17 protein-coding genes are annotated in these 20,407 nt (G+C 51.1%); 10 read left to right on the forward strand and 7 right to left on the reverse strand.

Annotated features, from left to right (window positions below; genetic code table 11):
• Nucleotides 1-208: 208 nt before the first annotated feature.
• The 4 genes from GK091_RS04620 to GK091_RS04635 form a co-directional block, all read right to left on the reverse strand.
• On the reverse strand, nt 209-1,240 hold the full coding sequence (locus GK091_RS04620) for a YrzE family protein (protein WP_164035434.1): 1,032 nt from the start codon (nt 1,238-1,240) through the stop codon (nt 209-211).
• Nucleotides 1,241-1,415: 175 nt separating this feature from the next.
• Entirely contained in the window at nt 1,416-1,775 is a 360-nt protein-coding gene (locus tag GK091_RS04625; protein WP_164035435.1) for a YtxH domain-containing protein, read from the reverse strand.
• A 1,014-nt stretch (nt 1,776-2,789) separates the two neighbouring features.
• The gene (locus GK091_RS04630) at nt 2,790-3,605 is read right to left on the reverse strand and encodes a molybdopterin-dependent oxidoreductase (RefSeq protein WP_164035436.1); all 816 of its coding nucleotides are present in this window, start codon (nt 3,603-3,605) and stop codon (nt 2,790-2,792) included.
• Complete coding sequence (locus tag GK091_RS04635) at nt 3,602-4,363, reverse strand: cytochrome b/b6 domain-containing protein (protein WP_164035437.1); 762 nt, start codon at nt 4,361-4,363, stop codon at nt 3,602-3,604. The genes GK091_RS04630 and GK091_RS04635 overlap by 4 nt, the downstream gene beginning before the upstream one ends.
• 250 nt (nt 4,364-4,613) lie before the next feature.
• Between GK091_RS04635 and GK091_RS04640 the strand changes: the two genes are divergently transcribed.
• The 10 genes from GK091_RS04640 to GK091_RS04685 all read left to right on the forward strand — a co-directional run bounded on the left by GK091_RS04640 (nt 4,614) and on the right by GK091_RS04685 (nt 15,319).
• A complete protein-coding gene (locus tag GK091_RS04640; RefSeq protein ID WP_164035438.1) occupies nt 4,614-5,204 on the forward strand; it encodes a Crp/Fnr family transcriptional regulator in 591 nt (196 codons plus the stop codon).
• A gap of 76 nt (nt 5,205-5,280) precedes the next feature.
• The gene (locus GK091_RS04645) at nt 5,281-5,661 is read left to right on the forward strand and encodes a DUF4267 domain-containing protein (protein WP_164035439.1); all 381 of its coding nucleotides are present in this window, start codon (nt 5,281-5,283) and stop codon (nt 5,659-5,661) included.
• Nucleotides 5,662-5,771: 110 nt separating this feature from the next.
• Entirely contained in the window at nt 5,772-6,608 is an 837-nt protein-coding gene (locus tag GK091_RS04650; RefSeq protein WP_164035440.1) for an MBL fold metallo-hydrolase, read from the forward strand.
• A 156-nt stretch (nt 6,609-6,764) separates the two neighbouring features.
• Nucleotides 6,765-7,544, forward strand: coding sequence for a patatin-like phospholipase family protein (locus tag GK091_RS04655; protein ID WP_164035441.1), 780 nt, complete (start codon nt 6,765-6,767; stop codon nt 7,542-7,544).
• Nucleotides 7,545-7,720: 176 nt separating this feature from the next.
• Entirely contained in the window at nt 7,721-10,012 is a 2,292-nt protein-coding gene (locus GK091_RS04660) for a GH92 family glycosyl hydrolase (protein WP_164035442.1), read from the forward strand.
• Nucleotides 10,013-10,235: 223 nt separating this feature from the next.
• On the forward strand, nt 10,236-10,796 hold the full coding sequence (locus GK091_RS04665; protein ID WP_164035443.1) for an RNA polymerase sigma factor: 561 nt from the start codon (nt 10,236-10,238) through the stop codon (nt 10,794-10,796).
• On the forward strand, nt 10,793-11,611 hold the full coding sequence (locus GK091_RS04670; RefSeq protein WP_164035444.1) for an anti-sigma factor: 819 nt from the start codon (nt 10,793-10,795) through the stop codon (nt 11,609-11,611). The genes GK091_RS04665 and GK091_RS04670 overlap by 4 nt, the downstream gene beginning before the upstream one ends.
• A 186-nt stretch (nt 11,612-11,797) precedes the next feature.
• Nucleotides 11,798-12,322 (forward strand): peptide-methionine (R)-S-oxide reductase MsrB, encoded by a 525-nt coding sequence (gene msrB, locus GK091_RS04675; RefSeq protein WP_164035445.1) that lies wholly within the window; start codon nt 11,798-11,800, stop codon nt 12,320-12,322.
• Nucleotides 12,323-12,478: 156 nt separating this feature from the next.
• Nucleotides 12,479-12,679, forward strand: coding sequence for a hypothetical protein (locus GK091_RS04680; protein ID WP_164035446.1), 201 nt, complete (start codon nt 12,479-12,481; stop codon nt 12,677-12,679).
• A gap of 45 nt (nt 12,680-12,724) precedes the next feature.
• Entirely contained in the window at nt 12,725-15,319 is a 2,595-nt protein-coding gene (locus tag GK091_RS04685; RefSeq protein WP_164035447.1) for a penicillin-binding protein 1A, read from the forward strand.
• Nucleotides 15,320-15,440: 121 nt separating this feature from the next.
• Here GK091_RS04685 and GK091_RS04690 read toward each other — a convergent pair whose 3' ends face one another.
• The 3 genes from GK091_RS04690 to GK091_RS04700 form a co-directional block, all read right to left on the reverse strand.
• Entirely contained in the window at nt 15,441-17,711 is a 2,271-nt protein-coding gene (locus GK091_RS04690; protein WP_164035448.1) for a TonB-dependent receptor, read from the reverse strand.
• A 226-nt stretch (nt 17,712-17,937) separates the two neighbouring features.
• Complete coding sequence (locus GK091_RS04695) at nt 17,938-19,074, reverse strand: cellulase family glycosylhydrolase (RefSeq protein ID WP_164035449.1); 1,137 nt, start codon at nt 19,072-19,074, stop codon at nt 17,938-17,940.
• A 62-nt stretch (nt 19,075-19,136) separates the two neighbouring features.
• A complete protein-coding gene (locus GK091_RS04700; protein ID WP_164035450.1) occupies nt 19,137-20,327 on the reverse strand; it encodes an aldose epimerase family protein in 1,191 nt (396 codons plus the stop codon).
• Nucleotides 20,328-20,407 lie beyond the last annotated feature (80 nt).

A 20,407-nucleotide genomic window follows, 5' to 3' on the forward strand; every position in this document is an offset into this window, starting at 1 on the left:
CGCTCCTCGTAGTGATTCTATGCAGAAGCAGCCCTGATTGTTTTTGCCATACAGTAGACTCGCTGTAACGCGAATGAAAACCCGCGATTCTAGCCAACTGGTACGGGTTTCCACCCGTGTTACAACAGGATAGCGACTAAAACGGACTCGAGCCTTCACGTATACACGTGAAGGCTCGAGTCCGTTTTAATGGTTACCTCTTCGTGAGTTAGACGATTGGGCGATCTAGTGAGTTGACATTGTCCTTAGAATCAGTACCCATCTTAGCTCCAAATCCCGCAGCCCCTACACCGATCAACAGACCAAAGAAGCCAAAGATGGCGGCTTTAGACGCAGCTGAAGCAGCGGCATCGGCTGCATGCCGTGCTTTCACTTCCGCTTCCTGTTTCGTCTGTTCAAACTTGGCCGCTGCCTGTTTGTAGGTGTTGATCCAGTTATCAACTACCTGCTCAGATTCAGCCCGGCTCTTGCCAGTCCGTTTCATGACCACATTCACAGCATCGTCGCGATCTACACTGTTGACCGTAGCCTGTCCCTGTTTGAACAACCGGCTGAACAAACCATCCGCAATATCGTCCGACGACTGAGGATTGGAAGCAGCACGGTTAGCGGCATTTTTTGCCTGCTCGCCAGCCTGATCGGCTTTGCGTTCCAGCGTGTTTGGGTCAAGATTGGCATTGCCCGTTTGCCGTAGCAATTTGTTGGCTTCCTGCTTCAGGTCGTTTAGGTCCAGGTTCTGCAAGTCAACGCCATTCTCTTTAAGCTGACCCTGAACCGCGTTACCGATACCGGGTGCAGCCGCAGCTACAGCCGATCCGGCGGTGCTAACCAAACCACCGACTAGTCGACCGGCTCCACCAATGATGCTACCAATAGTCGTCGTCAGAAAATAGATCGTTATCAACGTAGCAAGACACCAAGTCAGTACCCCGTGAATAATACCGTCGAACAGGCGAGGTGTGCTGGCCAGACGACCGGCTATCCATCCACCGATGAACAGCGAGAGGAGGCTGCTGATGATATACCAGACGGCGCTTCCTGTGCCTAGTCCAGCGGTCGGGTTCTGTTCCGATACTGGATCAATGGTGCTTAGGCCAATGCCAACCCCTAATAAGGTCAGCAGCATTTGGCTAACAATGGCTACCAGTACCCCGGCGAAAACGGCGCTCCAGGAAATACGTTTTATAAAACTACCACGGCCATAAGCCGGATCGGTCGAGTAAGAAAGTTTGTGTTCCATTTTATTCTATAATTAACAGTTGAGGTAATGCATTAAGTAAAAAAGTATCGCTCGTTTTGGACTTATCTGATAACTGATCGTCCAATTTTCCGAACTTTAAATGTGAGTCCCTACTTCATGGCGAGGCCGGGATCCCTATATGAGTGTTGAGTAAATCAGAAAAGCCGCGAATCAATTAGCTGACTTTGAACATGTCTTTGAGTTTGGCAATACCTGACTTAGCATCATTTGCCAGTTGATCAGTTTTGTCATCTGCCTTGTCAGCGTAGTTGTCAAACTTGTCTTTTGCTTTGTCGGTGATGTGATCGGCGTCGGCTTTGATCGTATCAGCGGTTTCCTGCGCCTTTGTATCGTTCCATTTATCTTGAACTTCCTTCGTTTTGTCGTTTACCGTACTTAGTATTTGTTTACGAAGGTCTTTTCCTTGCCGGGGTGCAAACAGAAAGCCGACAGCCAGACCTGCGACCAACCCGGTCAATAATCCTGATACGTATTTTTGATCGGTGATCAGATCGTTTCTTCTGTCAAAAAGCATAGTAATGAGTAATGAGGTAATTGATGTGACTACATTAAATTGTGAATTACAATACCTGGGATTAAAAAATATGCCAAGTAATTTATTAATAGTCAATCAGTTGATTATTAGTGCCTTGTTTGAGTAATAATACTTGTGTATAGTAAATTTTGTGTGGGTATTTTTACTCAACTGTGGGGTCTATTGTCTCCGTTGCAGCTATGAGTGGTACTGGCTATGCTTTTGCATAGACATAACGGGTTGTCTGCAAAAGCGCACTCGTAAGCTGTACTAAGTGATCGTACTTACCGAGTTGGAATTGATCGGTTGTGTATGATGGCCCTGATACAGGAAACCATCACCGCGCACCGGGGCTGGAGGCTATCAATCGCCACGTATCGACGAGTGTACCCGGCGAGCCAGTGTGCCTAACTAGTTCACTGACTGGCTCAAACAGGTGATCAGTAATCGGATCAATATTGCGGTTTTGCCTACGGTAACCTGTACGTCTGGGTAAATCTGTGCGGAAGGGATGAAAAGCTTTTATTACCCGTTCGGCAGGTTGCGAACGTCAACGGTCATTTACCACAAAATGCTGGATCGTGGCATTGATAGACACCAATCAGGATATTGATGAACCTACAAGCCGCCGACAGACAACGGCCTTAGATCATGGTTCTCGACATTCGCGTGTCCGGACGAGAGGATTGCCAGACCCGTCGGTTGATCCGGGAGCAAGCCATAACATCGATCGCGCCTGGGTTATGGACAGGAAGCAGATGATTGGCGCATTACCGAAACGGGCTTTCGATGTCTCATTTGGTCAAGCCGGTAGCCTTGGCAATCCTGAAATAATTAATAGCCTGGTCTCCCGGCCCGTTCAGTCTAGTCTGACCATAGCCCAAAATTCAAATCGGGCTTTACGCCTGACCTCGGATGTTCTCACAAATCAAACTTAACGGATAGGCTTACGCTGTTTCGGTGAGCAACAACGGGTACTGATTCATCGTACGATCATTGCGATGAATCAGTACCTCACAAGCCAACATAATAATCATATCCTCGTTCGGCCCAGAAATCGCGCGGACGTTCATCGGCGAAGAATAACCGGCCAATGCGTTTAAGATTTTTAACACCGTATTTCACTGGAATCAGTAGCCGGAGCGGAGCGCCGTGCGGAGCCGTAATGGGTTGACCGTTCAGCTCGTAGGCTAACAGCGTTTGCGGATGCAGCGCACTCTTCATATCAACACCCACGTAATAGCCTTTGTCGGGCGTTTCCAGACCGACGTACTTGAATAAATCGTTGGTCGCGTCGGGATTGGGCCCATTGCCGCTGCGCGTTCCCAGTTTATAGTGTTCCATGAAATCCGAGAGCCGAACGCCACCCCAGTGCTGGACCTGACTCCAGCCTTCAATGCACTTGAATTCAAAGACAATCTCCTGCTTCGGTAACGCCTTGACGTCTTCGATGGTCACTTCCAGAGCCGGTCTTCCGGGCGTCTCAATGAGCATTTTCCAATCTTCGGGAACGGGCGTTTTTATGCCTTCGTAACTGTTGATGCGCGCTTTCTTGGCGGCTTCTTCAACCGGAAATGTCCGTACCAGATGGGTGTTGCTGAAATACGTCCGGGCAATAGCCTCGTTTGTGTTCAATACATTACGAAGGGGCTTCAGCGTGCCCATTTCTTTGGGACTGCGTGTTATCCAGTTGTAAACGCCAAAGGGAACCGCAGAGGCTACGGCAAACAAACCGAAGGAAACCAGCATTTTCCGGCGAAGGGCTGACTCCGGAACGTCTTTCTGTGGCAGTTGTGGTTCGTCTGTATCGGGTTTTGTTGATGAGGTCATGAGAGAGCGGGTTGAGTTGGACTGTCTACGGGAGAAGGTGTCGAGTCGGTAGGGTCAGTGGGTCGGATTTTATCCGGTTCTGTCGCAGCGGGCCGATCCGACGCACCGGGCTTTACGACCTCAAAACCGGTCACCATCGACTGAAAGTTATGCCAGCCCGCACGAATCACCTGGCCAACGTGGACAAAAAAGAAGAGCACAAAGCCGATCGTTAGCGCAAAATGTTCCAGTCGGGCGGCTTCGTAACCACCGAGTAAAGTCGTAAGCCACGAAAATTGAGTTGGTTTGTAAATGGCATAACCCGTTACTGCTGATCCGATACCCATGAGCATGATCGCGAAATAAGCGATTTTCTGGGCTCCGTTGTATTTGATGAACGGCGGCTGGGTTTTGCGCAGCCCCAGATCATGAAGCGTCACCTGAATGGCTTCGCGGAACGAGTTTCGATCAGGAACCAGATGACGCCATTGGCCCGAAATGACCGTATATCCCACATAGAATAAGCCATTGATCAAAAAGATCCACATGAACACAAAGTGCCACGCCATCCCCTCGGCTAACCGGCGCGGTATTTTCAGAAACTTAAAAAATCCGTCCGGAAAAAATGAGACTAGCACGTAGTCGCCAATCTGAATTTTATAGGGATGATAGGCCCAGTAAATCAACAGGCCACTCCAGATCATGACGAACAGCACCGGGAAGTTGACCCAGTGAAACCAGCGAATCGCCAGCGGGTGTTTATGAACAATGCGTTTCATAACGAAAAAGTAATCAAGACGGTTAGCGAGTCGCTTACACCTTATTACGAACAATCGCCTTTCGTAGATTGTTGGCGGAGTTTAGTCGCGACGAATACGCTGTGCGGAGTTGCCGTAAAGCGAGTGCCTGGAAGTAAGGTCATCGACAGAACAGGTTTAGAACACCCTTCGTTTTGGGTTCCTGACAAGAATCGTGCATATTAGTGTAAATCGCTTACTATCCGAACGTATTTTCTGCCCGAAAAGTAACATGACAGCCGATAAGACACTGCTGATGGACGCCATTCGCCAGTTTGTTCCCGTCGCCGATACCGACGAAGTACTTATCGATCAACTTTTTGAATCGTACGACCTTGAGCCCGGTGACTTCTTCTTGCAGGCCGGTGAGGTTTGCCGGTATGTGGGTTTTGTAAAGACTGGCCTGTTGCGCTATTACGTACTCGACGACGGCGAGGAACATACCTACGACTTTTCGCCGGATCAGACATTTGCCTGCAACTACGAAAGCTTTCTGCCACAAACGCCCTCTACGCGCTACATTCAGGCCATCGAACCTACCGCGTTGTGGCGCATCAGTTACGATAACCTTCAGCAATTATACAAAACGCTGCAACACGGTCAGCAATTTGGGCGGTTAGTGGCCGAGCAACTTTTTGTGATAACCTTGCAGAAGTTGACATCCTTTTACAGTGAGACGGCCGACGAACGCTACGATAGTTTTCTGCGTCTGTTTCCGGAGCTGGCCGAGCGCGTGCCTCAATATGTTGTCGCATCATACGTCGGAATCAAACCGCAGTCGCTGAGCCGAATTCGGGCGCAACGAGCGGGAAAACACTACTGACCGATCTTCACGTAGGTGAATGTGAGCGCCTGCTACGGGGCCGACCTTTGTGTTGTCAAACCAATCAACTACGACGATGCAAACGGACAAACTGCCCTTGTGGGCGAAAATCACTGGTTATTTTTTCGGAATCGCCCTGCTCTTTCTCGGGGCACGGTTTCTGTTTCTGCCCGAAACCGCCGAACGCGGGTTTGGCCTTGTTTATGATCAACCGTCAGACTCTTTCCATTCTATTAAGGGGATTCGTGATCTGTTTACGGGCCTGATTTTGATCATTTTCACCGCTGTAAATTGGCGCAAGCCGCTGATGGTTGTTGTATTGGTTGGGTCATTGATTCCGGTGGTGGATATGCTCGTTGTGCTCAATGCTCTGCATGCAGTACCCGGAACCGAATGGATTCATGGGCTGACTGCTGTGGCGTCGTGGGTATTTGCGTATTTCCTGAGTCGCTCCTGACCAGTTTCCTGCGAGACGGGTGCTGTTGAATCGGGTTCAGCCTGCCCATTGGGTAGCAGCCGTAGTTATTCACGGCAGATACTACCTTTGCGGGATAACTCTCGCGTTGTATGACTCTCCAACCCCTTGACACCGGACTTTTCAAACTCGACGGCGGAGCCATGTTCGGCGTCGTGCCCAAACCACTCTGGAACAAGCTCAATCCCGCCGATGAACAGAATCGCTGCACCTGGGCTATGCGCTGTTTGCTGTATGAACAGGGCGATCGGCTCCTGCTGATCGATACCGGTATTGGCGATAAACAGGATGCTAAATTCTTTGGCCATTATGACCTGCACGGCGATGCGTCGCTGCTGGAGTCAATTCAAAAGGCCGGTTATTCGGCAACGGACGTAACCGATGTACTGCTTACGCATCTGCATTTCGATCATGTGGGTGGGGCTGTCAGGCGGGAAGGGGAACAACTGCGACCCGTTTTTGCCAATGCTGCGTACTGGACGCATCCGGCGCACTGGGCCTGGGCGATCCAGCCAAACCCACGCGAAAAAGCATCGTTTCTGCGCGAAAATATTTTGCCGTTGCAGGAAAGTGGCCAGCTAAACTTTTTGACTGAAACGGAATTTCCATTCAGTGATGTGTCGATGCTGTACGTAGACGGGCACACCGAGAAAATGGCGTTACCCATGTTTACCATCAAGGGACGGACGGTAGCGTACATGGCTGATCTGATCCCCTCGTCGGCTCATGTACCGTTGCCCTACGTGATGAGCTACGATGTGCGGCCCCTGCTGACGATGGATGAGAAGACTCACCTGTTGCAGCGCGCAGCCGACGAAAACTGGATTCTGGTCTTTGAACACGATCCGGTAACCGAAGCAGCTACTGTCGAGATGACCGACAAAGGCGCTCGGGTCAGCGAAAAGGGCCGGTTGGCAGACTTCCTGTAACGCCCGTAGCGCAGGAGGAAACCAGCATATCGGTAGGCTTAATGTGTCAATATGGCCTCTCAAACGGCAATAAAGCGGATTTCCATCCGCCTGACGCATCCCTACAAACCAAACCGTTAATCCTGCCGTTATGGAACCGTATTGTCTTGATGAACAATGAAAATCGGTCTTGCCTTATCGGGTGGTGGAGCGCGTGGTCTAGCCCATTTGGGCGTCATTAAAGCATTGAAGGAGATGGGCATTGACTTCGATCAGATTGCCGGAACCAGTGCCGGAGCGGTTGCGGGGGCAATGCTGGCACAAGGCTACACGCCCGATGAGAGCCTGAAAATCATTGAATCGTCGTCGTTTGTCCGTCACCTGCGGCCCGCCTGGAGTCGGATGGGATTGCTGCGACTCGACATGGTCATTGATTTGTACCGCAAATACATACCGCATGATTCGTTCGAAGGATTACAGATTCCATTGCACGTGGTTGCGGTCGATCTGAACAACGGCGAACTGGTGGTTTTTGAGAAAGGTGAACTGATCCGGCCTGTGCTGGCGTCCTGCTGTCTGCCGGGAATTTTTGAGCCGCTATTGATCGATAAACGGCAATTTGTGGATGGTGGCGTTTTAAATAACCTGCCGGCCGACGTGATCGAGCACAAAGTAGATTTCATGATCGGGTCGCACTGCAACGTGCTGGGCCCACGGAAACCAATCACGTCGATGCGGGGTGTTATTGAGCGCAGTCTGGTGCTGGCAGTGCAGAGTAAAACGAAGGATCGCTTTGCGAAGTGTAATGTCCTGATTGAACCGCCCCAGCTGGCGCAGTACGGAACCACCGATATCAGCAAAGCGCGGGAACTGTTTCGGGTAGGGTATCAATATACCCGATCGATAGCTGACCGGATCGAGAAAAGCCTGCTGAACCCAACCACTGACTTATCGTGACATAGAATGAATTAGCGCTGTCAGGCGCCGGGCTTCACTGCCCGGCGCTTTTTTTGTAGGTCAGATTTACTGATTGCAGCGTACAGAGTCAGGCTGTAACTTGCGGCTCATTTACCTCGAGCCATTCTGGTGCCGTTGCCTCCGGGCAAGTGCTGGACAGGCGCTCTATTGACAAGATGAAAAAACACGTTTATTTTCTTTGCCTCCTCGCTATCGCCAGCGTTGGCTATGCGCAGCGAGCTACACCCGCAACCGACTTAGCCGATCTGGTGAATCCGCTGATCGGAACCGACTCGAAGCCAAGTTTATCGAACGGAAACACCTATCCGGCCATTGCGCTGCCCTGGGGTATGAATTTCTGGATGCCGCAGACGGGGAAAATGGGCGATGGATGGGCATACACCTATGCCGCCGACAAAATACGGGGTTTCAAGCAAACCCACCAGCCGTCTCCCTGGATGAATGACTACGGTCAGTTTTCGATCATGCCCATGACGGGCAAGTTGCGAATCGACCAGGACGAACGGGCGAGCTGGTACTCCCACAAAGCCGAAGTGGCCAAGCCCTACTACTACAGCGTTTACCTGGCCGACCATAACGTCACCACCGAAATTGCCCCCACCGAACGAGCGGCCAGTTTTCGGTTTACGTTTCCGAAGACCGATAGTTCGTATGTCGTGATCGACGCTTTCGATAAGGGGTCATCCGTCAAAATCATACCCAGCGAGCGGAAGATTATTGGGTACACAACGCGGAACAGTGGCGGTGTGCCGAAGAATTTCAAAAATTATTTTGTCATCTATTTTGACAAACCCTTTGCCTCGGCCCGAACCTGGCGCGGCAACCGATTGGTGAACGATACGCTGGAATTGACATCAAATCACAGCGGGGCGGCCATTGGGTTCAAAACCGCGAAAGGAGAGCACGTTGTAGCGCGTGTGGCTTCCTCGTTCATCAGCTACGAACAGGCCGAACTGAACCTGAAAGAAATTGGTACGGATTCGTTCGAAGCGGTGAAGCAAAAGGCCAAAGCGGCCTGGAACAAGGAGTTGAGCCGGATTCAGGTCGAAGGGGGGTCTCTTGCCCAGACCCAGACATTTTATTCGTGTTTGTACCGTTCGCTGCTGTTTCCCCGCAAATTCTTCGAGCTGGACGCAAACAGGAAAGTGGTTCATTACAGTCCTTACAATGGGCAGGTGCTGCCCGGCTACATGTTCACCGACACGGGTTTCTGGGATACGTTCCGGTCGATGTTTCCGTTCCTGAATCTGATGTATCCAACGCTGAATACGCAGATGCAGGAAGGATTGGCCAATGCCTATAAGGAGGGCGGCTGGTTGCCCGAATGGGCGAGTCCAGGTCTGCGGAGTGTGATGGTTGGTTCCAACTCGGCGTCTGTCATTGCAGATGCATACCTGAAAGGGGGCCGTGGGTACGACATCAATACGCTTTACGAAGCGGTTTTGAAAAATTCGGAGCACGAAGGGCCAATGGATGCGGTGGGTCGCCAGGGTGTCAAGTATTACAATGAGCTGGGCTACGTGCCCTATGATGTGAAAATCAACGAGAATGCCGCCCGGACGTTGGAGTATGCCTACGATGATTTTGCCATCTACCAACTGGCCAAAGCCCTGAAACGGCCTCAGGTGGAAATCGATCGCTTTGCCAAGCGTTGTCAGAATTACCGCAATCTGTTCGACAAGCAAACAGGGCTGATGCGCGGTAAGAATAAAGATGGGTCATTTCAGTCGCCGTTCAATCCGTTCAAATGGGGCGATGCGTTCACCGAAGGAAACAGCTGGCATTATACCTGGTCGGTCTTTCACGATATACAGGGCCTGGCCGATCTGATGGGCGGTCGCGACAAATTTGCTGCCAAGCTCGATTCGGTGTTTACAATGCCGCCCGTGTACGATGAAAGTTATTATGGGAGTGTAATCCACGAGATTCGGGAAATGCAGATTGCCGATATGGGCCAGTATGCGCACGGTAACCAGCCCATTCAGCACATGATCTACCTGTATAACTACGCTGGCCAACCCTGGAAGGCGCAATACTGGCTGCGCGAAGTGATGAATCGCCTGTACCTGCCTACACCGGATGGGTACTGTGGTGACGAAGACAATGGGCAGACATCGGCTTGGTACGTGTTTACCGCGATGGGGTTCTATCCGGTTTGTCCGGCTACGGACCAGTACGTTATTGGCAGTCCACTGTTCAAAAAAGTGACGGCTAGGCTGGAAAACGGTAAGCAGATCACCATTAATGCCCCGACCAACAGCGACTCGAATCGGTATATCAGCACAATGCGGCTGAACGGCAAACCCTATACAAAAAACTGGTTGAGTCACCAGGGGTTGCTGCAAGGGGCAATAATCGACCTGAACATGTCGTCGTTGCCCAATAAAGAGCGGGGAACCCAAACAGTTGACCTGCCCTACTCGTTCTCAGGGAGTGGCTTAAAGTAACGAACGGGGCAGGCGCGTGCCGCTCATTTCGCAAACAGCACGCGCCTGCCCCGTTCGTTACGGCACGAGTAAAAGGTAATCGTGCCAATAACCATCTAGTAAATACTCGGTGGTAAATTCATGAGACAGCTTTTAATTAGTTAAGTACAATTCTCATGTTTAGTGCTTTACTATCCATTCATTTATACTTTCTGTTATATTTGACCCATCTAACTATACCTGTGTGAAACGTCAGTCATCTTTAGTATCGGAAAGTGTCTTAATCGAAAAGCTTACCAGGCGCGATGAGCAAGCTTTCCATTGGCTGTACGACCAATACTCGCCAGCGCTCTACGGGGTCGTATTACGAATTGTTCGTGATGATGAACATGCCCAAGATCTCGTGCAGGATATTTTCGTGAAGATCTGGAAGAACCTGGATGCCTACGATGCCAGTAAAGGTCGGTTGTTTACGTGGATGCTTAATGTGGCCCGTAACACAGCCATTGATGCGCTCCGCGCCAGAAAAACGCAGCCATCCCAAACCAATGCAATCCGAACAGACGAAGAAAACGTACATATTGTTGACCGTCAGCACAACACTGAACAGCCAAACCCTGAACACATCGGGATCAAGGATGTTGTGAGTCAACTGCGGCCAGAACGTAGACAGTTAATCGACCTGGTTTACTTCGGGGGCTATACCCATGAAGAGGCCGCCGATGAGCTTAATCTGCCGCTTGGAACCGTCAAAACCCGGATTCGGGCCGCGTTGCAGGAACTAAAACAATTATTTAAGTCATGAATATACCGGAGTACATAGCGTCTGGCATCCTGGAATCGTACGTTATGGGCGCAGTGAGCGACCAAGAACGGCGTGAGGTTAATTGCCTGTCGTCTATTTACCCTGAGGTCCAGCAGGAACTGGATCAGCTGAGTTTGTCCATCGAGAATTACGCATTGCTGCACAGTGTTGAGCCGCCCGCTGAGCTGAAATCGAAGATTATGGCTCAGCTCACGTTTGAAGAGAAAACCGACGATCCGATCATCCGACCTATGCCCGTCGACCTGAGCGTCGATCGGCCAACGTTTAAAACTACCTGGATTGTAGCCGCTTCTATTGGCTTGTTATTACTGGGCTTCTCGTTTTTTTTACTGTCGCAGCTGCGTAGCAATCAGGATACGGTCGCTCAACTGCAATCGTCCAATGGGGTTCTGCAAAAGGAAGTTAGCCAGCTAAAAGATCATCAATCGGAAAGCGAACAGGCATTGGCTCTCTTTCGCCAGCCAGGTACGCGTACCCTCGAACTCAAGGGGAATGAAAAGGCTCCGAACGGTGATATGCTCGTAGTCTGGAATGCTAAAACTCGTCAGGTCGCGGTCGAAGTTCGGTCGCTTCCCCGGCTACGTCCCGATCAGCAGTACCAGCTTTGGTCGATGGTGGGTGGCAAGCCCGTTGATGCCGGTGTATTTGATACCAGCGATACGACGAAGCTGCTTCAGCAACTGAACCGACCTATCGACCGCGCCGACGCGTTCGCCGTAACGGTTGAAAAACGGGGTGGTAGTCCATCACCTACGCTCTCTACACTTCTGGCAATGTCGACCGTCGACGCCTGAACGATAGCCTCATTTTTGTTGTTTTTAACATAGGACACTCACTGTTCCGATGCCTGTGGCATTCTCTGGACGGTGGTGTTCTCGCTAACACTACAGATGGATTTCTTTCGGGAAACGGTCGTAGTGAAACGCAACTAAATTTACTCAATCAGTACACGCTCTGTATAGTTACCAACACACTGACTTATGAAAAACACGCTGTTATTCTTAGTGCCTGCTTTACTCTTGATGGGCTTTATTGGTATGAAGACCACGTTCGCACCTGCGGCAAATTCTGTCGATCAGACGAAGCGACTTGTCGATGAGAAACCTCCGGGTGGCCGGCGCGTTATCAAAACGGATGCTGAATGGAAGAAAATTCTTACCGCCGATCAGTTTGCCGTTTTACGCGAGCACGGAACGGAGCGGGCGTTCACCAGCCCGCTGAATGATATTCATGATCACGGCGTCTTTTACTGCGCTGGTTGCCACAACCCCCTATTTTCGTCGGATACGAAGTTCAACTCGGGTACGGGCTGGCCAAGCTTTTACGCGCCGATTGCCAAAAATGCGCTCAAAGAAAATAGTGACAAAAGCTACGGAATGGTACGGACCGAAGTGCTGTGCAACGTCTGTGGTGGTCACCTGGGCCATGTCTTTGATGATGGGCCAAAACCTACGGGATTGCGCTACTGCATGAACGGTGTAGCGATGACATTTGAGAAAAAATAGCCAGGACAGTTAGTTTAGAACGAAGGCGGCAAAAAGAAACCTGACTGTATAGGTCATTTCTTGTTTGCCGCCTTCGTTTCGTTAAGACGAAATATCCGACGGGTTCAAGTAACAAACGGATTGGTTAAGACGTTAATTAGTAGTGAATTAACCCGATTGAATTGTCCGTTCAGTTTTTCCGTTCCGGATGAATACCCAGACAAAACGAACGTGTTTCGTCGTATTTATGCTGTCGTAACAGCCCGACTTTTGTGTACCACATCGGCCGAAAATGCGCTATATTTGAAGCCCGGCGCGGATTCTGTAGCTGGTCTGCCCATGAGTGGATTAGCGGGCAGCGTTGACGTTCGCCTTTGATCGTAACAAAGTGTCCCATAACCGAGAACTTACGAATTATAACGCATGAGTGAATACAGGGAGCGATTCCGCGCCGTCCGGCACGCGTTTGGAGCGTTTCGACGACGAATTCGACTACGCCGGACAGAATTTGGCGAAGTTAGGCGCGGAGTTGGTCGGCAATTATATCGGCAGACAGCCCGGCTTGCCGGTGAAGAGCGGGTTAGCGGATGGGTTTTGACCTACCGTACGTATCGTAATCAACTACGCTCATTCATTCACCGCTACATTGACCCCGATGCCTGGTATTATCCGTATCTGAAATATGGTATACAGGGAGGCTTAACGGCTGCCCTGGTTCTGGGTATCTATGTGTTTATGCTCAATTACAACTTCCTGTATCTGACCGGCGAAATGCCTAGTGTGGAGGAGTTGAAAAATCCGAAATTGAACCAATCGTCGGAAATTTATTCGCAGGATGGCGTGATGATCGGGAAGTTTTATGCCGAGAACCGGACACCCATTAAGTACGAAAATATTCCGAAACAGCTGATCAATGCGCTGGTTGCCACCGAAGATGTGCGTTTTTACGAACATGGCGGTGTTGATCCTCGTGCTATTGGCCGGGCCCTCATCAGCTTCGGTCGCGAAGGGGGTGGATCGACGATCACCCAGCAATTGGCCAAAAATCTGTTCAAGACGCGCCGAAAGACCGAGTCAGGGTTGCTGACCCGTATTCCGTTTATCCGTAAAGTGATCTACAAGTCGAAAGAATGGCTGATGGCCCTGAAGCTGGAGCGCAATTTTTCGAAAGAGGAAATCATTACCTACTATTTTAATACGGTCGATTTTGGTAGCAATGCGTTTGGCCTGAAAACCGCAGCCCGGACGTTCTTCAATAAAGCACCCGATAGCCTGAATGTTCAGGAAGGGGCCGTGCTGGTTGGTTTACAGAAAGCGACCACGAGCTATAACCCACTTAAGAACCCGAAACGGTCGCAGGAGCGTCGGAACATAGTGCTGGGGCAGATGGCAAAATACGATTACCTGACCAAAAAACAGGCCGACTCTTTGAGCGCAATTCCCCTGGAAACGGACTTTACTCCAGAAAATCCGTACTCCGGACCCGCCAGTTATCTGAAAAATGCGGTTCAGGACTATGTGAAAAAATGGGGCGAAGAAAACGGCTACGACCTGTATACCGATGGGTTACGCATCATTACGACCGTTGACTCACGGATGCAGAAATACGCCGAAGACGCAACGAGCGAGAAAATGAAGCAGTTGCAGCGGACATTCGACAATCACTGGCGTGGCCAGAACCCCTGGACCGACGAAGACGGTAATGAGTTGCCGGGGTTCATTGATTCAGTGGCGCGTCGTACGGAGCGGTACAAAACCCTCAGTCGTCGGTTCATGCCGCTATACCCCGATTCGATCATGTACTACATGAAAAATAAGAAGTACAAGATGCGGGTTTTCAGCTGGACCGAAAAGCGCGGGTACGACTCTACGGAGATGACGCCTTACGATTCCATTGCGTACTATAAACATTTCTTGCAGTCGGGCATGGTCGCTATGGACCCGCATACGGGCTATATTCGGGCATGGGTCGGTGGGCTGGATTACGACTATTTCAAGTACGACCACGTCAAACAGGGGAAACGACAACCCGGCTCAACGTTCAAGCCGTTTGTGTATACGGCTGCCATCGACGATTCACTGGTCAATTTAAGCCCCTGCGATCGGGTTGAAGACCGGCCTTTCCGCAAGGAGTTCATTAATGCCGAAGGGAAAGAAGACATCTGGGAGCCCCGCAACTCAACGGGCTATTACACCTACTCGAACATGACCCTGCGCCGGGCGCTGGCGCGTTCGGTCAACTCAATCACGGCCCAGCTTACGGATCGGGTCACGCCCGAACGGGTGGCTCAGTATGCGCACCGGATGGGCATAAAGAGTCGGCTGGATGCGGTTCCATCGATCGGGCTTGGCTCGTCGGACGTATCGCTTTATGAGCTGGTCGGGGCCTATTGCGCATTCGTCAACGAAGGCGAAGCGATAGAGCCCATGATTGTGCAGCGCATCGAAGATCGGGACGGAAACGTGATCGAAACATTCAAATCGAAGCAGACGCGCGCTATCAGTCCCGAATCCGCTTTTCTGATGCGTTACATGCTACAGGGTGGGCTCCAGGAGTCAGGAGGCACATCGCAGGGATTATGGTCGTACGATATAGGGAAAAACCATAATGAGATGGGCGCGAAAACCGGCACGACGTCGAACAACTCCGATGGCTGGTTCGTGGCAATATCCGACAAACTGGTCGTTGGGGCCTGGGTCGGGGGTGACGATCGCAGCATTCACTTCCGCTCGACAGACCTTGGGGAAGGAGCAAAAACGGCATTGCCGCTGGTAGGCCAGTTCCTGAAAAAAGTGTATGCCGATTCGCGGTTTAAGGATTTGCAGGGACCGTTTCCGAAGCCAGCATTCACCGTCGAGAAAAATTATCTAAACTGCGGCTACTCGGACGAAGAAGAAGATACCGAAGAGTCGGATTCGACCGCAACGGGAGACGTGAGCGATTCGACGTTCGTACCAACGGCTCCGGCTCCTGAACCCACAACTCCCCCGGATACAACAGGCGTTCGACAGGAATAAGTAATTAGCAACAAAAAGGGCCAGAAAACGATTCTGGCCCTTTTTATTGAGTAGCCTAGAGGGCTATGTTCGGGTAGTCAACCTAGTTCCTGCCCGGACGGCCACGTCCGGGCTACTTAACTTACCAGAAATAGGTCAGGCTTAGCCGGGCGAAGAATGGAGTACCGGGCGTGAAGTGAATTTCGTCGACCGGGGCCGATTCACCCTGCAACCGGCTTTCGGTAGCAAACTGCGTTTCTTTCCAGCGGGTGTTTAGCAGGTTTTGTACCGACAGCCCGATGTTGTATCGATGTTTGGTGTAATTGGCTTGTAAGTCCGTGACAAAATAACCGCTTGCCACAATGGAGTTATCTTCATTTGCCGGGCGGTCGCCCATGTATCGGTATCGAATCGATCCGTTCAGACCATAGGCTGTTTGAAGCGATAGTCCACCCGTTGAGGTAAATGTCGGGGCCAGCGGGAGGTAATTTTGACTTACTTCGGCATCGATAGCGCGCGGTTTCGCCGTATTCAGATCAATGTCAGCATAGAGGTTTCTGGTGAGCTGATAACGGACTGAGACATCGATACCCTGCCGCCTTGACCGTCCACTTGGCTCCACAACGCCTTCGTCGCCAACGTAAACAAACTCCTGTTCCATCCACAAATACCAGGCAGCCGCATTGATCAGCAATTTGGGAAATGGCTTGACAAGCACGCCCAGATCGGAGCCGTAAGCGCCGGGTAAAATCTGCCCGGTACGCCGGAGCGGGCCATCCTGAGCCGTTACGACCCGCGCATCGTTGGAGTGAAATCCTTTACCTGTGTTGAGATACAGTTGAAAACGCGGATTGATCGTGTAGTACAGATTCAGCTTAGGTGATACAATAGCCTGCGTTGCGCGTTTAGTCGTAGGTGGAACGACCAGCAAATCCTCGTACTGACTCCGGAAATAGTCGACCCGAACGCCCGCATTGAGCGTGAACTGATCGGATAGCTGAATAAGCTCGTCAGCGTAGGCCGCTGCGTTGATCTCATTGATGTTGCCAAACTTAATCCGATTCAGCGTCTCTACACGATTTTTGGTATGCGACAGTTCGGTGTGGTTCGTTATGTCCTGCCGATACTGCGCGCCCAGCGTTGTGGTCCAGCGGGTCTTGCCAATATTGGTCTGGGTCGAATAACTACCATTGTAGCCGAACAGATTGCGGTGTTCTTTCTGCCGGATTTGGTCCCCGTTCACACTGTCCTCTTTGAAGAACGTGAAGTTGGAATACAGCTCAAAGTTATAATTACTGTAGAAAAACTGATTTTTGATGATGTGATTACGGGGCGTAACGGTTACCAGTTGCGCATTGAGGTTTGTCCGGCTGGTTTCGCCACCTTCCGATGGATCGATGGAGCCAAAGAAGCCGATCAAACCCGATTCGACCGCCCGGTCGGGAATCTGACCGGAGTGATTCCATTTGCTCCAAAACGTTGAGCCGGTCAGCGTCAGATTGGTGTTCGGAGTGAGGTGGCCGTGATACTTACCTACCACGTTTACGCGCTTGAAATGCTGGGGGTTATCGAAGTATGAATCCGAATAGGAATACTCAGAAGCAAGATAAGCGGACTGGTTTTTAGCCCGTCCTTTGCTGCCGAGCAGATCCAGACCAGCGACAGCCCGGTAGGTGTTGTACTGCCCGACTTCGAGCTTGGCAAACGAATGATCCAGCGCTGTTTTCGTTCTGAAGTCCACCCAGCCCGCCGTCGAAAAATTGCCTTTGTCGGTATGATAAGGTCCTTTCTTGAAATCGGCTCCTTCAACCAGTTCGGGAATAACGAAGTGAAGGTCGGCGTAACCTTGTCCGTGCGCGTGTGATACCATATTGACGGGCATACCATCCACTGTCAGGCGAATATCGGTGCCGTGATCGAGGTCGAAGCCACGCAGAAAAATCTGTTCGGCCTTGCCGCCACCCGCGTGCTGGCCGATAAATAGGCCCGGAACCAGCCGTAAAATTTCCTGTGAGTTGGTAATGGGTCGTAACCTGATATCCAGGCTACTGATCAGCTGCTGATCGTGTGCACGTTGCGATGAAACGACCACTTCGCGAAGCTCGACAGGAGCGCTGGTGAGGACTGTTTTTAAAAACGTTGTCTGATCTTCCCGAACCACCACGTCGACAAGCAGTGACTTGAACCCCACGTAAGACAGCTCCAGTTTGTAGGGTGACGGCACCAACCCATCGAACCGAAACTGCCCCAGCTCATTCGTGAGTGTGGCCTTGCCCAACCCGGTCAGTTGCACCGTAACACCTCTTAAGGGCAAATTCGTAGCCTGATCGTGTACGGTTCCGGAAATGCTACCAAGGTGCGCGTGGGCCTGTAGACTGACCAAGACAAAAAACAGCAGGAGAACTGATCGCATAGAAAAACGTAAGTCGATGAATGAGCGGTTGGAGAAAGCAGCTGGCTTCCCGATCACGGGACAAAGTTAGGGTTTGTTTTGCGGTTGGTCGACCTAGATTACAGCTAAACTGACTCGCTACAATGCTTTACGTGTTTATGGACATAGATGATGCCGGCATAAGCCAAAAAAGTCGGTCGGGCAGCGTGCCCGACCGACTTGATACATTAACTGATGCGTGTAGCGTCTATTTTCCGGTTGCCTGCTTGATTGCGGCCACTTCGGCGGGGTCAACGGGCGTACCGTCCTGTTTGAACACTTCGTGGAACCAGATAGCCGGTTCGCGACCGTTGACGTATGGATTTTGCCAGCTATCCCAGGGTAGGAATGTCTGTGTTTTGCCGGCCACGAAACCCCAGTTGATCATACCGACTTTCGCTTTCTTCGCAATGGGTAAATGCGACTGAAATTTACTGTTAACCCCCCTGGCCATGTATTCGGTGCAGATAACCGGACGACCAAATGATTCCAGCGCGGGAATGACCTTTTCCAGTTCCGTTGGGTTCGAATACTGGTGGAAGGTGATGATATCGGAATTCTCAAACTGAACCTTTTCCATGGGACTCCATTTCGCTGAATTCTGCCAGTCGGCGGGTGTACGATATACCCAAACACCTGACGTTACCGGTTGCGATGCTCCGGCCACCCGCACCCACTGGAATACGTGCGGAAGCAGACCCGTCACAATAGCGACTTTATTGGCAGGTTCAAGCTTCTTGCCATTTTTGCCGTAGCTGTTGTCGTTGGTATTATCGGGTTCGTTCCAGACGTCCCACGCCAGAATCCGGTTGTCATTCTTAAAGGCACCCACTACACCCTTCACGTACGTTTCCAGGCGCGGATATTGCGATACATCGGTCAACGCGGCTACGCCGGGACTCTGTACCCAGCCCGAATTGTGAATACCTGGCACCGGCTCACGCTGCTTACCCAATTTTGGGAACGAGTCCCAGCACGAATCGAACAGCACCAGCATCGGGCGGATTTTGTGTTTGGCACAAATGCTCAGAAACTGGTCCAGTCGTTTGGTAAAACCGGCGGGGTCCTGCCAAAGCAGATCGTGCAGAAAAACCCGCATGGTGTTCATGCCGATGCTCTCGGCCATAGCCAGCTCTTTATCGATCGTTGCAGGGTCAAAGCTTTCGGCCTGGAACATTTCAAGCTCGTTAATGGCATTGGCCGGGGCATAATTGGCTCCTACCAAAAACGGTTCTTTGGCATACCAATCATTGGCTTTCTTCGCTGACCAGCGACCCGGTGCGTCCTGTCCAAAGGTGGTCATGGCAACCAGGCACAGGCATACTAGAAACAAAAAACGATTCATACGTAGCAATAGGGATTAACAAGTAAGTGATACAAGACTCAGAACAGCATATTGGCCAATGATTACTTCACGGTCGAGAACCGATACTCGGTTGTCTGGCTGTACGTCTGTCCGGGTTTCAGAATCGTGTTTGGATAAGTCGGATGGTTGGGCGAATCGGGGTAATGCTGGGTTTCCATCGCGAACGCACCACGATAGACAATGGGTTTGCCATATTTGCCGGTATCTGTTCCTTTGAAGAAATTACCGCCGTAGAACTGGAGGGCTGGCTCGGTCGTCAGTACGTCCATTTTGATCCCAGATTTGTCGCCAATCACTTCGGCAGCGGTGGTTAGTTCGCCCGATTTGGGTTTGTTCAATACCCAGTTATGGTCGTATCCTCCGGCGAAGGTGAGTTGTTCGTTGATCTGGTCTACGCGTGCCGCCACCGTCGTTGGTTTACGAAAATCGAACGGAGTGCCGACGACAGAAGCGGGTTCACCCTGCGGAATCAGTCCTTTGTCTACCACCGAGTATTTGTCGGCGTTGATCATCACAAGGTGATCGTTGATCGTGCCGCTGCCCTCGCCGTTCAGATTGAAGAACCCGTGACTCGTTGGGTTATAAGGTGTAGCCTTGTCGGTTTTGGCCGAATAAACGATCTTCAAGGCATTATCGTCGGTTAGCGAGTAGGTCACGTTGGTGGTCACCGTTCCGGGAAAGCCGCCCTCGCCATCTTTCGAAACATAGGTTAATTCAAGCGTTTTGTCATTCACTTGTTTGGCATCCCAGACGTGGTTATGAAAGCCAGTGGGTCCGCCGTGTAAAGTGTTACCGTTGTTGTTGAGTTCAAGCGTGTAGGGTTTACCATCCAGCGTAAATTTGCCTTTCGCGATCCGGTTGCCAAACCGACCAACAATGGGACCGAAGAAAGCCCCTTCCGGCTTTTCATACTTGGCTACGGTCGAAAAACCGGGTGCTACATCCGTTACTTTGCCGTTCTTATCGGGTACAAGCAGGCCCACGATCCGTGCGCCGTAGTCGGTGATTGCGACCTGAATGGCTTTGTTTTTAAGGATATACAGGCTCGCTTTTTTGCCAGCCACATCTCCGCCGAACGATGCTGGATCGGGTAATTTCGCGTCTATCATTGCGGTTGTGTCGCCAGAAACGACGGCTAGTGAATCCGTTGCCTTTTGTTCCGTTTTGTTGGCTTGCTGACAGGCATTGAGGCCAACAACAGCTGCGAGCACCGGAAAAATTAGTTTTTGCATTGGTTTGAGAATTGAGGGAAATGAGTAAAGAGCGTAATAGGGCAGTTGAGTAAGCGGGGCGTTAACTAGAAACGAGTATG

The sequence above is a fragment of the Spirosoma agri genome (assembly GCF_010747415.1).
Classification (GTDB): domain Bacteria; phylum Bacteroidota; class Bacteroidia; order Cytophagales; family Spirosomataceae; genus Spirosoma; species Spirosoma agri.